Below are 14,758 nucleotides of genomic sequence, written 5' to 3'. Positions count from 1 at the left end.
TGTATAATGAGAATTTTAGAAGAAAAATTAAATAAGCACATCGAATTACTAATAAAAAGATATGAAGTATTACAGTCAATTAAAGAGCAAATAGCTAATGCATATTTTATATTAGAAGACTCATTTAAAAATGGAGGCAAGCTTTTAATTGCTGGTAATGGAGGTAGTGCAGCTGATGCAGAGCATATTACTGGTGAATTAATGAAAAGTTTTAAGAAGAAGAGAAAAGTCTCTGCTGAGTTTGCTAAAAAGCTCATAGAAATTGATAGCAAAGGTGGTGAAGAATTAGCTGTAAAATTGCAGGAGGGATTACCTACTATAGCTTTAAGTAATCATGCAGCTCTCACTACAGCCTATCTTAATGATGTAGATGGGCTTCTTTGTTTTGCTCAACAAGTCAATGGATATGGGAAAAATATAGATATTTTTCTTGGCATTTCCACATCAGGTAATTCTAATAATATTCTTTATGCAGCAATTACTGCTAAAGCTAAAGGAATGAAAGTTATTGGGCTAACAGGTAGAGATGGTGGAAGACTTAAAGATGTTTCTGATGTATCAATAATAGTGCCTGAAAATGAGACATATATAATTCAGGAATTACATCTTCCTATTTATCATTGTTGGTGTCTAATGTTGGAAGATAGATTTTTTTGTAATTAAGATAAACTTAAATGTAATTTAATTTATTAGATGGATTGGAGAGAAGAGAAATATGACAATTTTAGTAACTGGTGCTGGAGGTATGGTTGGTTCACATATGGTTGAATTCTTATATGAGCAAGGTGTGGAGGTAGTTGGTACTTATTATAAACCAACAGTAGATTTAAAAGAAATTAATCAAAAAATAAAATTGATAGAATGCGATGTTAGATATTGCCAAAGTGTAGAAAAAGTAATTTCTGAATTCCAACCTACACAAATTTATCATTTAGCAGCTCAGAGCTATCCTACCGTTTCGTGGGAAAGACCATACGAAACAATTGATACAAATATAGGGGGGACTATTGCGATATTTGAGGCTATTAAAAAAGTTCGTTTGGTTCAACCACAATATGATCCGGTTGTAGTTGTAGCATGCTCAAGTGCAGAATACGGTGCGACTTTGGAAGAATTGAAAGAACCAAAGGTAAAAGAGACAGCAGAATTAAAACCACTACATCCATATGGTGTAAGCAAAGTTGGACAGGACTTACTGGCATACCAGTATTATGTAAATTATGGCATCAGAACTATTAGGGCAAGAATATTCAATACTACAGGTACAAGAAAAGTAAATGATGTTACTTCTGATTTTACTATGAGGGCCATTTCTCAAGAAAAAGCTGGCACAAAGCATCCTATATTACATGTTGGCAATATTGAAACACAGCGTGCAATTATGGATTTTAAAGATCTTTTAAAGGGACTTACGCTTCTTGCTGAAAAAGGCACATATGGGGAGGTTTATAATATCTCATCAGAAAGAATATATCCAATAAAAGAGATTATTGATATTATTGAAAATCAGATGAGGGTGAAGTTTGAACTAAATGTTGATCAAAAACTTATTAGACCAACAGATGAAAAGATTATTGTTGGTGATGTTACTAAACTAAAAAGAGATACTGGATGGAAACAAACTATTACATTAGAACAGACTGTTTCTGAAATGCTTGATTATTGGAGAATGAAATTGGTTTAATTGGGGGTGGGGGATGAGAATTGCTATAGTAACTGATTGGCTAGTGTCAATGGGTGGTGCAGAAAGAACACTTATAAATTTATTGGAGTTATATCCTGATGCAACAATATATACGACAGTTTGCAATAAGGAAGTTTTGGAAGAACCATTAAAGAGTGCAAATATTATAACATCATCTCTTCAAAAGAGAAAAACGATAAAAAATCATAGAAAACTTTTTCCGTTTATGCCTACAGCGATAGAGTCTTTTGATCTTAATGGATATGATATGGTAATAAGTTGGAGTTCATGTGTTGCTAAAGGGGTTATTACGAATCCATCAACATTGCATGTGTGTTATTGCCATTCACCAATGCGTTATGCTTGGGAATTTTCTTATGAATATGCTGCAAAAATGGCCGGAAAAAATAAATTTGTCAATAAAATATTAAATTATTTTCTTACATTTATTAGAGTGTGGGATTATGCTTCTTCAGCAAGAGTAGATTATTTTATGACTAATTCTCATAATGTTGCTAAAAGAATATATAAACATTATCGACGCAAAGCAGAAGTAATTCATTCACCTGTAATTTGTGATTTTTTTAAGCCTATGGATGAAAATGGAGACTATTATTTAGTTGTTTCAAGATTACAGGAATATAAAAGAGCTGATATAGCTATAGATGCTTGTAATAAATTGGGATTGCCTCTAATAGTTGTTGGAACAGGTCCTTTTGAACAAAAGTTAAAATCAATGGCTGGACTAACGGTAAAAATGGTTGGATGTGTTTCGGATAACGAATTAAGAGAATACTATGCAAAATGTAAAGCATTCTTGTTTCCGGGAGAGGAAGATTATGGGATGGCTCCTTTGGAAGCTATGTCTTGTGGACGGCCTGCTATTGCATATGGAAAAGGTGGCGCTTTGGAGACGATTGTTGAGGGGAAGACAGGATTGTTTTTTGAAGAACAAACAACAGAATCTTTAATTAGTGCAATTAAAAAATTTGAAACAATTAAATTTAATAAAGAAGAAATTAGGGCACATGCTTTGAAATTTGATGAATCAGTTTTTAAATTACAAATTAAAGATTTTGTAGAACGTAAATATAAAGAATTTCAAGAAGAAAATTTGAGATTATAAATAATGATAACTAGATAAGAATAAAGTGAATTAATTTTTAAAGAACAGTTCATTGAGTTATTTAAATAAGCAGTTTTAGAATTTAATGAAATGCCATTTGATAAAAAAGAAATTATTGTCCATGAGAAAAAATTTTAGTAAGTACATAAGAAAAAAGTATGAGAAATTATGTAGAAAATAAGTATAATAAATTTGTTTTTAGTGAACAACCAAAAGTCAGGATTATTTTTTATAGAATAATATTTAAGCAGGTAAAAAAATGAAAAAAGTTATTATAAATGGACGTTTTTTAACTAGGAAAGTGACTGGCGTTGAAAGATATGCTAGAGAAATTACATTAGAGTTAGATAAATTGTCTAAACCAGGACAATATTTAATAGCAGTTCCTAAAAATGCTGTGCATATTCCCAATTTTCAAAATATTAAAGTTGTGAAAATTGGAAGTCTTACGAATAGATTATGGGAACATATATCATTTTCGATATATGTGATACGACAAAAAGCAATTTCTTTAAATTTATGTAATGCTGCACCTTTTTTAAATCCAGGTATTGTATGTGTGCATGATATTAAGCCAATTGTTGTTCCTCAATATTTTAGTAAAAAATTTTTATTATTATATAAAATGTTGTTTTTTAATGTTTTTCATAGAGCAAAAATTGTAATTACTGTATCTGAATTTTCAAAATCAGAAATTTTAAAATTCTATAATTATGACTCAAATAAAGTATATGTGATTCCTTCAGCTTGGCAGCATTTTAAAAAGATTAATTTTGATGAAAGAGTATTAAAAAAATACCAACTCAAAAAAAATGAATACTATTTTTCAATGTCAAGCCTAGAACCTAATAAAAATTTTAAATGGATTATTAAACAGGCAATAAACAATTCTACATCAGAATTTGTTATAGCTGGTTCTGTTAATAATAATGTATTTGCAAATAATGATTTTATAGAAAAACCAGCGAATGTTAAATTTTTGGGATATATTGGTGATGAAGAAGCAAAAACTTTAATGCGTGATTGTAAGGCTTTTCTATTTCCGACATTTTATGAAGGCTTTGGATTACCACCACTAGAGGCTATGAGCGTTGGAGCTAAAGCTATTGTTTCCAATACTAAATGTATGCATGAAGTATATGGTGATACAGTTTTTTATATAGATCCATACAATTATAATATTGATTTAGCTGCTTTACTAAAGAATAATGTTGAAGATTCTGGGTTGATTATGAAAAAATATAGTTTTGAAAAATCAGCACAAATGCTAAAAAAGTTATTATTAGATTTATAGTTAAAATTTATTAATAAGTGTTTATCATTAACTACACATATTTTGGCATATTCTTATATGTAGCAATAGTTCAACAATTTTTTTAAAAAGGTGGTTTTAAATCTGCTAAAAAATATTTTAGATTAGCAAAATGTAAATTATATAAACGGTTGTAGTATTCAGCTACTGACTATATAAAATCAATAGATAGGAGCATAAAATGCCTATAATATATATAATTGTAATAAATTATAATGGATATAAAGATACCATTGAATGTGTAGAAAGCTTAAAAAAAATAAATTATAAAAATTACAAAATCATAATAGTTGATAATGCTTCGACTAATAATTCTATTATGTATATAAAACAATCGTTAAAAGATTGTTTTATAATTGAACTTAAAGAGAATTTAGGATTTGCTAGTGGAAATAATGCAGGAATAGAATATGCAATTAAAAATGGAGGAGAATATGTATTACTTTTAAATAATGATACTATAGTAGAATCTAATTTTTTGGAAAACATGATTGAATCATTTTCCGATAATAGAGATATAGGGATTGTTGGAAGCAAAATAATGTATTATTTCAATAAAAATATTATATGGTATGGTGGAGGAAATTTTAATTGGTTTAAGTTTATACCAACTCATTATGGGATGAGAGAACTTGATAAAGGCCAGTGTGATGAACAACTAGAAATGGATTTTATGACAGGATGCTGTATGTTGATAAAAAAAGAAGTATTTGAAAAAGTTGGATTACTTTCAGAAGAATATTTTATGTATTTTGAAGATGCGGATTTTTGTATAAAAGTAAAAGAGGCAGGATACAAGATATGGTACAATCCGAAAGCAGTAATATATCATAAAGTGGGATCATCAGGAGGTGGAGAAGAGTCAGATTTCTTAATAAAGTGGAGTACTAGAAATAGAATACTTTTTATGAAGAAATATAAAAATAAAGTAAATAAACTTAACTTTTTATTTACAAATATTTTCTTCTATAGTACACGAATTATAAGATACATTGAATATAGAGTAAGAGGGAAAAATGATAAAGGAAGAGCTATCATTGAAGGAATTAAACTTAGTAGTAGAAATTGTTTATAAAAATATTAAATGAGAGAATTAAATGGAATATAAAAATTAGAAAAACAAAATCGGGCAGAAATAATTAAAAATTTATTAGTAGAAATAAAAAAGAACTAGATTCTATTTGCAATACAGCCAATGCTCTAGCCTTAGCTAAAATTGAAACTTTTGAAAAAAGATATGATCAAATGCTAAAAGATGGTTTCAATGAAGATTACACTACAAATTGTGTATCATATTCTAAAAATAAAGCCCAAAATAGCATTAGATGCAATCTATTAAATAGATTAAGTGGTTATAAAAATCAAGTACTTACGTTTATGTATGACTTTGATACACTTTTTGATAATAATCTTGCAGAATGTGATTTTAGAATGACTAAGGTTAAACAAAAAATCTCTAGAACATTTAAAAGTGAATATGGTGCAAAAACATTTTCTAAAATTCGTGGATATATATCCACAGTTCAAAAAAATAGATTAAACACTGAGATTGTATAAAATCAATCTTTACTTCAAATCATATTGATCCGACATTAGTGTCACTAAGAGATTTGAGGGGTATTAATTATAAGTTGATACCTCTATTTATAATATCTAAATTACATTCTCAAAATAAGTAATGCATCATAGCTGAACAATTATAAAAATACAATATTACCCTATATAATGAAATTTATAAGAAAAGAGGTTCTTTATGGATTATAATTCTTTCTATGAAATTTTGAATCAAAACATCATAATGTATATGTATATAATGATTCCTATAGCGTTAATATACTTTATTGCAGTAAAAAGACAACTTTACAATGTCTATGATCCACTTTTTTTATTTATTTTATATTCAATTGGAGCTACAACTACTAATATTTTTCTATATAAATTGAATTATATAAAAACTGATTTAATTGTTCAATATGTCTTAACAGAAATAGCATTTGTAGTAGGCCTTAATATTTTTAAGAAAATAAACTTAGAGAAAATTCAAGCAATTATTATATATAAAAAAGAAGATTTTGAACTTCAAAAAGTAGTGTTTATAATTACTTCTATAATATATATTATAGCGCAACTATATGTATATATAAAAATAGGAATACCAATGTTTTATGATCAAACAGAAAAGTCATTAATTGACATGCAATTAGAAGCAGGAAAATTTACTATAATATTGACAGGATGTTTACCAATATTAATTTATTGTGGAATAAGCAACATAATGAATTCTAAAAAATCAAAAATACAATATAAGATATATAATATATCAATATTAATCTTTGTTGTAATAAGCTTAGTTTTGAGTGGATGGAAAAGTAATTTTATTATTATTGTATTTATAGGTTTCTATTATTCAATATATATGTATAGATTTTTAGAAGACCCTAAACTAGTTATAAGAAAAATTCATAAAATGAGTATTAAGATATTGGGTTTGGCATTTATTAGTGCTATTTTAATAACTGCTTATAGATATACAAATTGTAATTATAATGAAGCATTAGATTATATATTTCATAGATTTGCAATATCAGGAGATATTTTTATTTATTCTTATGTAAATGATAGTATTTTAAATCAAGTTGATAGTGGAAATTTCATAACCAACTTATTTGGAAATTTAGTATTCTTTAAACATTGGATTAATGCCTATTCTACAGATGCAGTAAAAGCAAATTTAGGATTACAGGTATTTAAAATTTTTAAAAATGTAAATTATGTATCAGGACCAAATCCTAGACATAATTTTTTTGGAATGATTTATTTTGGAACAGTAGGATCTATATTTTATTCTTTTTTTATAGGAGTTATTATAGGATTTGTTAGAAATAAATTATATTATAAATTACCAGCTAATATTTTTGGAGGAATAATATATTCATCTATAGCGTACTACATAATATATGCACATATTGATTTATTATCGTTATGTTTAGGTCCGATAGATGCTTTTTTAATAATATTCATAACAATTTATATATTATCACATATTATATTAAAAACATCGAAGCAGTAGTTATTACAAAATAAGTGATAATAAAATTATGTGAATCAATATTAAAAAAATTAAAAAGTCCTTTCTGTAAATATGGATGTTAAAAACTATAACAATGAAACTTTAACAGAAGCTATACAAATAAACTTCAAGAAACTGTTCTTTCATACAACTTCAACAATTGGTTCGGAAATATTTGATTAGATAAAACATCAATGAAATCTATGACAATTGAAACTATTCGTATAAAGATAATTAAGATTGCAGCTAAAATAACACAAGGTGGACGTTACTTAAAGTTTAATTTATGTAGCAGTTGCCCATATAAATATGAATTTTGGATGATACTAAATAAAATTCAATGATTGCCTTTATTGGTGTGATTTGTTCTTTACTGTAAAAATATGGGTATATTGTGTTTCTAAAATAACACAAGCGGCTAGTCTACCATTTTTTGCAAATGTAAATACATGTATTGCTGGTTTTTCAATGAATTTGCGTAAATAGAAGAAAGTTTTAATATAAAAATTGAATAAACTCAAATTCCATGTAAGTTTTTACAATAATAACCATAGAATTTGAGTTCATGAATAATTTGGTTTACTATTGCTTTAATTCTATTAGTTATCTTTACAGAAGTTATATATAAAATTTGTATTATAAAAATACTCGACTTAGAAGACTATAAATATAATTTAACACGAAACATATTAGTACAAAACAAAAATTGGAGTTGTAGAAATTATGGAAGAATACCCATTAGTAAGTACAATAATTTTAACTTATAAAAATTTTAAATATATTTATGAAGCAATAGATTCTGTTTTAAAGCAGGATTATAAAAATATTGAATTAATTATCAATGATGATGGATCAGACAATTTTAATAAGGATAAATTATTTGAATATATATATATAAATAAAAACGATAATATAAAAAATGTGATAATAAATCAGAATGACCAAAATATAGGTACAGTAAGAAATTATAATACAGCAATCAAATTAAGTAGTGGGGAATATTTTATAGGTGTAGCATCGGATGATGTTTTTTATGACAATAGCACAATAACTAAAATTATTGAATATTTTAAAAAAACAAATGCTTTAATTATAACAACCAAAAGATATTTATATGATGAAAAAATGAAAAAATTACTACAAGTCTTACCTAAAAAGAAAGAAATAAAAATGATAAAAAGCTTAAATTGTAATGATCTTTTTAAAGAATTAAGTAAGAAAAATTTTATATCTGGAGCAAGTACACCTTTTTCAAAAAAAATGATTCAAAAATATGGGTATTTTGATGAGGAATATACATTGTTAGAAGATTATCCAACTTATCTTAAGTTACTTAAAAATAATTGCAAAATACACTTTTTTGAAATACCTATTATAAGGTATAGGACAGAGGGGATTAGTAATAATAATATAATAAACCCTACACTTAAACAAGATTTGTATAAAGTAATTAAAAAAGAAATATTACCTAATAGAAATATAATTGGAAATTTTGTATATCGAATAAAAAAATTTGAATATAATAGAGAAATTCAATTAAGACAATATGATTTTTATGAAAAATCATTATTTTATTTCAAAAATCTAGATATAATAGCGTATAAGGTAATTCAAAAGTTTAATAATTATTTAAATACTAAAAACTTTTAAACAGAAGAAAACGCAACATAAGGAAAAATTACAACGAAATTTAAATTAAACAAGTAACTCATTAGGTAGAAAAAGAATTTTAAAGAAAAGGTACAATTTTTATCGTAACATTTAAAATTAATATAAGTGTCATAACTATGCCAAATGTAAGTTACTTATGCAAATAGAACATTTTAGAATATTTGTTTAAAATGGATTGTAGAGTAGAGTGTTTATATTGATATTTTGGAAATCTATTTTGTTTTTACACAATTTGCATATATTTAAACAAAACAACGATGATTAATAATTTTTTTGAAAGTATTTAATTTCTGATAGCAAGATTTATTATATAAAGTTTATTTTAAGCTAAAGTTAGAACAAGCTATCTATATAATATCAACTTAGCAAAATTAAATTAAATGAGGAGGAGAATAAATGACTGAAATAGTTTATGATATAGAATGTAATACTATAGAAAATAATAGTAATCCACTAGCAAAGGCAAATTTTCAAAAACATCTTTTTTTTGATACTGATGAGTTTCATGAATATCATAAGAAATTTGCAGAAAAAGTTTATAAAGTTGTATTTAAAAAAAAGGGTAAGGCCGTAGGAGAATGTTACTTAGGAATTGGACAAAAAACGTTAATTGCTCCGTACTCGTCTCCATTTTCTATGATTTATCCACAAATTAAGTGGAAAAATAGTGAGATATGCAATATAGTAGGGAGTTTAAAGGAAATTACTAAGCATCTATTATGTAAATCTATAATATTTACATTGCCACCAGATATATATAATAAAGAAGTAATAAATGCTACAGCAGCCGCATTTTTTCATAATAATTTTTATGTGAAGTATATAGATATAAATAATTATTTTGATTTGGATGATTTTATTAATTTGGACCATTTTGTTAAGAATTTAGTTCATAGTTCAAGAAAAAATTATAAAAGAGCAATAGAAAGTAATTTACAATTTGAGGAGATATCATTAAATAATTTTGATTTAGTATACAATATTATTAGAATTAACCGAGAAGAAAGGGGATATCCATTAAAAATGTCATTAATGCAGATGAAGGATATAATTTCCATGAAAGAGAGTACTTGTAGGTGCTTTTGTATAAAATTAAATGAGAATTATATTGCAGCAGCAATCATTTTTGATGTAAATGAATATATTAGCCAAGTTATATATTGGGGTGATATTAGGGAATACACAAACATGAGACCAATGGGATTATTACCTATAAAACTTGTTGAACATTATAAAAGTTTAGGTAAAAAATATTTGGATATTGGCCCATCCAGTGAAAATGGAATAATTAACGAAGGGCTTGCAGATTTTAAGAAATCCGTTGGTTGTAGAAATAACTTAAAAATATGTTTTAAGTATGATTTATAAAAAATTAGATTGATAAGGGATGAGTCTATGAAAAGTAGAAAAAAGCTATTAGAGTTTATAGATGAATATATATATTCTTTTTTGAAAGACAGTATAAATATAATGCCATTAAGATTTGTTAAATTAATAGCTATGTATTATAGTGATGCAAGAATAAGAAAAATGTATTTTAGAAAACTAGGAGTTTACATGGGGGACAATACATATGCAAATTTAGGCATGAAAATTATTATGGAAGGAGAAAAAGAAAATGATATGGTGTATATCGGAAATAATGTTTCTATAGGACCTAATTTATTGTTAATAGCAAGTTCATCTCCAAATAATTCAAAAGAATTAAAAGAAATTAGTTATGTTAGAGAAAAATTACTAAAGAATCAAAAAATAACTATAGATGATGAGGTTTGGATTGGCGCTAATGTAACCATACTTCCAGGAGTTCATGTAGGGAAATGCTCTATAATAGGAGCTGGTAGTGTTGTTATAAGTAATATAGAACCTTATTCAATTTATGCAGGTGTTCCAGCAAAAAAAATCAGAGAGATTGGTACTATGTCAAGAAAAAGTACAAATTAAAATGAGAAACTTAATCCCCATAATTCACAATAAATTAGCATGCTAATTTATTGGAACCTTTTTCAATTCTGGCGTATAATTTTTCAAATTGATCCGGAGATATATAGTTGCAGTGGCTATGAATACGAACTGTATTATAAAAGTCTTCAATATATTCAAATACAAGCATATAAGCATGTGCATAATTTTTTATTTTGAATCTGTTAAGCCATTCACGCTTGATAATAGCATGAAATGATTCTATAAAGGAATTATCCCATTGATAAGCTTTTGGGGAATAGCTTAATTTCACTTTATTTGTGATATTTCAATATTCTTTTGAGACATACTGGCTGCACGGTCGCTATGCAAAATAAGTGGTTCAGTGATATTTCTAGATGTTTTTGCTTTATTCATTGTATCAACAGCACATAATACTTCTAAAGTACTTGATAAAGTTCAAAATATATTTTTCTAGAGTACAAGTCAATAAGAAGTTAAGTAAACAAAACCGTCTATAGTCCATATATAAGTTATATTAGTACACCATACTGCATTAGGTTTAGAAGGATTAAACTGTTCATTAAGGATACTTAAGTTCACTGCTGAAATCAGAATCTTTTGTTGTAATAGTATATGTTTTAATATATTGATCTTTAATGCACATTTCACGCATGTATTTGCCTACGGTACGCTAGAAAAATTTTTCGCCATTTTTCTGTAGTTCTTTGGTAATTTTAGGAGCACCATAATTTTGATGTGATGTATCATAAATTTCCTGTATCTGCAATTTAACAGGTTCTTTACGTTTAATTTGATTGGATTAGAATCTGTTTAACTAAGAATTATACACCGAACGTGAAACGCCTAATTTATTAAGCATTCAGCTAACAGAAACCTGGTGTTTTTTTGGATAGTATCATTAGATTTTTGATTGACTTCAAGGTAAATTGCTTCTGTTATTTTCCCAGAATGCCTATAGCTTTTTTAGCACATCAAGTGCATCTTGTGTATCTTTTAGTTCACTCTTGAGACTTGTAATTTCCTTTTGTTCATCACTGGAATAATTCCCAGACCCCCGTACTACTATTTCTTCATTGTCACGAAATTCTTTAAGCCGTTTAGTTAAAGTGCTTTGTCCAATATCAAGATTATTTGCACAACCTTTGGCACCAAGTTCTTTATGGCTTTCATAATAATGTACTGCATCTTCTTTAGATTGTTTACTATGTTGTTTTGTCATAATAAAGTTCCCACATTTTTTTCTTATTTCTATTTTATTATATTTTTTATTTGGAACTTTCTCAATTAAACTTGTACTATTTATATACTAACACCAGATACACTAAATATTAATAAAAATATATTTAATTTCTAGGAGGAATTATGGTAAAGAATAATTATGTAATTTGTCCAGATGAGTATTTATTACCAATGTATAGAATAAGCACATTTTCTACTAAAGATATAATATTTAATATACATTTAAATAAATCTAAAATTATAGATGAATATTTCAAATCTAGGTTTATTAATATGAAATATTGTTATACAGAAAATGGAAGAAAAGCGATAAATTTAGCTTTGTCTAAATTAAATTTAAATTGCAAAGATAATATAGCAATAATAACAACTTCAAATAATTTTTATGTAAGTGGTTGCGTAACTAAAGAAATAGAAAAGATTTGCAAATGGAAAAGACAAATAGAACCAAATACAAAAGCAATATTTGTTATTCATGAATTTGGATTTCCTTATGAAAAGCTAACAAAATTAAAAGAATATAATATTCCAATTATTGAGGATTGTGCGTATGCATTTAATTCTAATAACAGTGAAGAAAGTGTTGGAATGGTGGGGGATTTTGTTATATATAGTTTTCCTAAATTTTTTCCAATACAAATAGGTGGTTTATTAGTTCATAAAAATAATTATAATATAGAATCGAAAATTGATGAAATAGAAAAAGAATATATTCAAAAGGTTTTATCTTATTATGTTGAAGATATTGATAATTGGTCTCTTCAAAGAGTAAAAAATTATCAATATTTAGAGAAGAAATTTAGTCAAATAAATTTAGAATATAGATTTAAATTGAAGAAAAATTATATACCTGGAGTTTTTATGTTTAAGGTAGATAATAAAATCGAACCCAATAATTTAAAAAAGTTTATATGGAATCATGGAATACAATGTAGTGTTTTTTATAAAGAAAATACTATGTTTATACCTATTCATAATAGGCTTAATACTGATGAGTTAGACTATTTTTATGAAGTTATAAAATATTATATATATAATTTATAAAGGTATGAAGGAGATGAAAAAATGTATAATGTATCGATGTTAAAATTCATAGATATAAAGGATAAGTATGGTCATCTAACACCAATAGAATCTAAAATTGATATTCCTTTTGAAATAAAAAGAATTTATTGTATAACCAGAGTAGATCAGGGAATAACAAGGGGATTTCATTCTCATAGAAAACTTCATCAAGTACTTATTTGTATTAATGGATCTGTAAAAATCAGGACTAAAAATCCTATTGAGGAGGAAGTTATTGAATTAAATGATCCATCAGTTGGATTGTATTTGGGAAATTATGTATGGAGAGAGATGTTTGATTTTAGTGAAGGAAGTGTATTATTAGTTATTGCTTCAGAATATTATGATGAAAATGACTATATAAGAAACTATGACTTTTATTTGGAAGAAGCGAAAAAGAGATTTTAAAAGGATGTGTAAAATATGAATATACCATTTGTAAGTTTTGAACCTATGCATAGGGAAATTGAAAGTGACATATTAGATAAATTTAAAGAAGTTTATAAAAAAAATTGGTTTATACAAGGTGAAGAAGTAAAAAAATTTGAAGAAGAATTTGCAGAATTTTGCGATTCAAAGCATTGTATTGGTTGCGGAAATGGTCTAGATGCACTTTATTTAATATTAAAAGGATATGATATAGGAGAAGGTGATGAAGTAATAGTTCCATCTAACACATATATTGCAACTGCTCTTGCAGTATCATATACAGGAGCTACACCAATTTTTGTTGAGCCAGATTTATTATCATATAATATCGACTCTGAATTAATAGGGAAAGTTATAACAACTAAAACAAAAGCAATAATGGCAGTTCATTTGTATGGACAACCTGCAGATATGGACAAGATAAATAGCATTGCTAAAAAGTATAATTTGAAAGTTATAGAAGATTCAGCACAATCACATGGGGCATTATATAAAGGTAAAAAGACAGGTAGTTTAGGAGATGCAGCCGGATTTAGTTTTTATCCAGCAAAGAATTTAGGGGCACTTGGAGATAGTGGAGCTGTAGTTACAAATGACAAAGTCTTAGCAGATAAAATAAGAACAATAGCAAACTATGGATCCGATAAAAAATATCATCATATATATAAAGGTACAAATTCAAGGCTTGATGAAGTTCAAGCAGCATTTTTAAGAATTAAATTGAGAAATCTTCAAAAATGGAATGAAAATAGAGTAAAAACAGCACAAAAATATATTGAGGGTATTAATAATATTAATATAATAAAACCAGTAGAAATGGATTATGCAAAACATGTATGGCATATATTCGCTGTTAGAACAGAAAAAAGAGATGAATTTGCAAAATATTTAAATGATAATGGAATAGGTGCTAATATACATTATCCAACACCAATGCACATGCAAGAGGCTTATAAAGAGTTGAATATTACAGAAGGTAGTTTATCTATAGCTGAAAAGATATCTAAAGAGGTAATAAGTTTACCTATGTGGTATGGGATGGATGATGAAGCGATTGAATATGTTATTACTAAAATTAATGAATGGTAAATATTAAAAGATAGATATGTGATTAATGCTTTAATTAAGTTAATGAATATCCTGTGATTATTCATTAATTAATTTTATAATTTTTTAAATTGTAGCAAATATTCTGTATGAATATTTTGAAAACTT

At 26.4% G+C, this 14,758-nt stretch carries 17 protein-coding genes; 14 read left to right on the top strand and 3 right to left on the bottom strand.

The features are described 5' to 3' along the window. Window positions 1-6: 6 nt before the first annotated feature. The 11 genes from psyc5s11_RS15925 to psyc5s11_RS15875 all read left to right on the top strand — a co-directional run bounded on the left by psyc5s11_RS15925 (window position 7) and on the right by psyc5s11_RS15875 (window position 10,807). Entirely contained in the window at window positions 7-663 is a 657-nt protein-coding gene (locus psyc5s11_RS15925) for a D-sedoheptulose-7-phosphate isomerase (RefSeq protein WP_224033484.1), read from the top strand. A 52-nt stretch (window positions 664-715) separates the two neighbouring features. After that, window positions 716-1,684, top strand: a complete 969-nt coding sequence (locus psyc5s11_RS15920) for a GDP-mannose 4,6-dehydratase (protein ID WP_224033483.1) — start codon at window positions 716-718, stop codon at window positions 1,682-1,684. A gap of 13 nt (window positions 1,685-1,697) precedes the next feature. Then, on the top strand, window positions 1,698-2,810 hold the full coding sequence (locus tag psyc5s11_RS15915) for a glycosyltransferase (protein WP_224033482.1): 1,113 nt from the start codon (window positions 1,698-1,700) through the stop codon (window positions 2,808-2,810). A 259-nt stretch (window positions 2,811-3,069) separates the two neighbouring features. Next, window positions 3,070-4,104, top strand: a complete 1,035-nt coding sequence (locus psyc5s11_RS15910; RefSeq protein ID WP_224033481.1) for a glycosyltransferase family 4 protein — start codon at window positions 3,070-3,072, stop codon at window positions 4,102-4,104. Window positions 4,105-4,303: 199 nt separating this feature from the next. Continuing rightward, entirely contained in the window at window positions 4,304-5,197 is an 894-nt protein-coding gene (locus psyc5s11_RS15905; protein ID WP_224033480.1) for a glycosyltransferase family 2 protein, read from the top strand. 170 nt (window positions 5,198-5,367) lie between these two features. Beyond that, the gene (locus psyc5s11_RS15900) at window positions 5,368-5,679 is read left to right on the top strand and encodes an IS66 family transposase (RefSeq protein WP_258712336.1); all 312 of its coding nucleotides are present in this window, start codon (window positions 5,368-5,370) and stop codon (window positions 5,677-5,679) included. A 196-nt stretch (window positions 5,680-5,875) separates the two neighbouring features. Beyond that, entirely contained in the window at window positions 5,876-7,192 is a 1,317-nt protein-coding gene (locus psyc5s11_RS15895) for an O-antigen polymerase (RefSeq protein ID WP_224033479.1), read from the top strand. 194 nt (window positions 7,193-7,386) lie between these two features. After that, on the top strand, window positions 7,387-7,536 hold the full coding sequence (locus tag psyc5s11_RS15890; RefSeq protein ID WP_224033478.1) for a transposase: 150 nt from the start codon (window positions 7,387-7,389) through the stop codon (window positions 7,534-7,536). 379 nt (window positions 7,537-7,915) lie between these two features. Then, window positions 7,916-8,842: a glycosyltransferase gene (locus tag psyc5s11_RS15885; RefSeq protein WP_224033477.1), complete on the top strand. Its 927-nt coding sequence runs from the start codon at window positions 7,916-7,918 to the stop codon at window positions 8,840-8,842. Window positions 8,843-9,259: 417 nt separating this feature from the next. Then, window positions 9,260-10,231 carry a hypothetical protein gene (locus psyc5s11_RS15880; RefSeq protein ID WP_224033476.1) on the top strand — a complete coding sequence of 324 codons (972 nt, stop codon included), beginning with the start codon at window positions 9,260-9,262 and terminating at the stop codon, window positions 10,229-10,231. Between the two features lie 27 nt (window positions 10,232-10,258). After that, on the top strand, window positions 10,259-10,807 hold the full coding sequence (locus tag psyc5s11_RS15875) for an acyltransferase (protein ID WP_224033475.1): 549 nt from the start codon (window positions 10,259-10,261) through the stop codon (window positions 10,805-10,807). A 34-nt stretch (window positions 10,808-10,841) separates the two neighbouring features. On the opposite strand, the gene psyc5s11_RS15870 is transcribed toward psyc5s11_RS15875, so the two are convergent. The 3 genes from psyc5s11_RS15870 to psyc5s11_RS15860 all read right to left on the bottom strand — a co-directional run bounded on the left by psyc5s11_RS15870 (window position 10,842) and on the right by psyc5s11_RS15860 (window position 12,029). Then, window positions 10,842-11,099 carry an integrase core domain-containing protein gene (locus tag psyc5s11_RS15870; RefSeq protein ID WP_224033474.1) on the bottom strand — a complete coding sequence of 86 codons (258 nt, stop codon included), beginning with the start codon at window positions 11,097-11,099 and terminating at the stop codon, window positions 10,842-10,844. A 381-nt stretch (window positions 11,100-11,480) separates the two neighbouring features. After that, entirely contained in the window at window positions 11,481-11,600 is a 120-nt protein-coding gene (locus tag psyc5s11_RS15865) for a transposase (RefSeq protein WP_375542012.1), read from the bottom strand. 162 nt (window positions 11,601-11,762) lie between these two features. Continuing rightward, a complete protein-coding gene (locus psyc5s11_RS15860; protein WP_224033472.1) occupies window positions 11,763-12,029 on the bottom strand; it encodes a transposase in 267 nt (88 codons plus the stop codon). Window positions 12,030-12,172: 143 nt separating this feature from the next. On the opposite strand from psyc5s11_RS15860, the gene psyc5s11_RS15855 reads away from it, so the two are divergent. From psyc5s11_RS15855 to psyc5s11_RS15845, 3 genes are read left to right on the top strand one after another with little or no spacing between them, the layout of a single operon-like run. Then, complete coding sequence (locus psyc5s11_RS15855) at window positions 12,173-13,093, top strand: DegT/DnrJ/EryC1/StrS family aminotransferase (RefSeq protein WP_224033471.1); 921 nt, start codon at window positions 12,173-12,175, stop codon at window positions 13,091-13,093. A gap of 21 nt (window positions 13,094-13,114) precedes the next feature. Beyond that, entirely contained in the window at window positions 13,115-13,522 is a 408-nt protein-coding gene (locus tag psyc5s11_RS15850) for a sugar 3,4-ketoisomerase (protein ID WP_224033470.1), read from the top strand. A gap of 15 nt (window positions 13,523-13,537) precedes the next feature. Further along, on the top strand, window positions 13,538-14,632 hold the full coding sequence (locus psyc5s11_RS15845; protein ID WP_224033469.1) for a DegT/DnrJ/EryC1/StrS family aminotransferase: 1,095 nt from the start codon (window positions 13,538-13,540) through the stop codon (window positions 14,630-14,632). The last annotated feature ends 126 nt before the right edge of the window (window positions 14,633-14,758 follow it).

Origin of the sequence: Clostridium gelidum (genome assembly GCF_019977655.1) — a bacterium.
In the GTDB taxonomy this organism is placed as follows: Bacteria; Bacillota; Clostridia; order Clostridiales; family Clostridiaceae; genus Clostridium; species Clostridium gelidum.
Note: the sequence above shows the minus strand (reverse complement) of the source record. Positions and strands in the feature narration are given on the sequence as shown.

Excerpts from the sequence above, each read along its gene's own strand:
- psyc5s11_RS15910 (WP_224033481.1), top strand. The coding sequence starts at position 3,070 with ATGAAAAAAGTTATTATAAATGGACGTTTTTTAACTAGGAAAGTGACT.
- psyc5s11_RS15875 (WP_224033475.1), top strand. The coding sequence starts at position 10,259 with ATGAAAAGTAGAAAAAAGCTATTAGAGTTTATAGATGAATATATATAT.
- psyc5s11_RS15920 (WP_224033483.1), top strand. The coding sequence starts at position 716 with ATGACAATTTTAGTAACTGGTGCTGGAGGTATGGTTGGTTCACATATG.
- psyc5s11_RS15850 (WP_224033470.1), top strand. The coding sequence starts at position 13,115 with ATGTATAATGTATCGATGTTAAAATTCATAGATATAAAGGATAAGTAT.
- psyc5s11_RS15895 (WP_224033479.1), top strand. The coding sequence starts at position 5,876 with ATGGATTATAATTCTTTCTATGAAATTTTGAATCAAAACATCATAATG.
- psyc5s11_RS15905 (WP_224033480.1), top strand. The coding sequence starts at position 4,304 with ATGCCTATAATATATATAATTGTAATAAATTATAATGGATATAAAGAT.
- psyc5s11_RS15845 (WP_224033469.1), top strand. The coding sequence starts at position 13,538 with ATGAATATACCATTTGTAAGTTTTGAACCTATGCATAGGGAAATTGAA.
- psyc5s11_RS15925 (WP_224033484.1), top strand. The coding sequence starts at position 7 with ATGAGAATTTTAGAAGAAAAATTAAATAAGCACATCGAATTACTAATA.
- psyc5s11_RS15880 (WP_224033476.1), top strand. The coding sequence starts at position 9,260 with ATGACTGAAATAGTTTATGATATAGAATGTAATACTATAGAAAATAAT.
- psyc5s11_RS15885 (WP_224033477.1), top strand. The coding sequence starts at position 7,916 with ATGGAAGAATACCCATTAGTAAGTACAATAATTTTAACTTATAAAAAT.
- psyc5s11_RS15915 (WP_224033482.1), top strand. The coding sequence starts at position 1,698 with ATGAGAATTGCTATAGTAACTGATTGGCTAGTGTCAATGGGTGGTGCA.
- psyc5s11_RS15860 (WP_224033472.1), bottom strand. The coding sequence starts at position 12,029 with ATGACAAAACAACATAGTAAACAATCTAAAGAAGATGCAGTACATTAT.
- psyc5s11_RS15855 (WP_224033471.1), top strand. The coding sequence starts at position 12,173 with ATGGTAAAGAATAATTATGTAATTTGTCCAGATGAGTATTTATTACCA.
- psyc5s11_RS15890 (WP_224033478.1), top strand. The coding sequence starts at position 7,387 with ATGAAATCTATGACAATTGAAACTATTCGTATAAAGATAATTAAGATT.
- psyc5s11_RS15900 (WP_258712336.1), top strand. The coding sequence starts at position 5,368 with ATGCTAAAAGATGGTTTCAATGAAGATTACACTACAAATTGTGTATCA.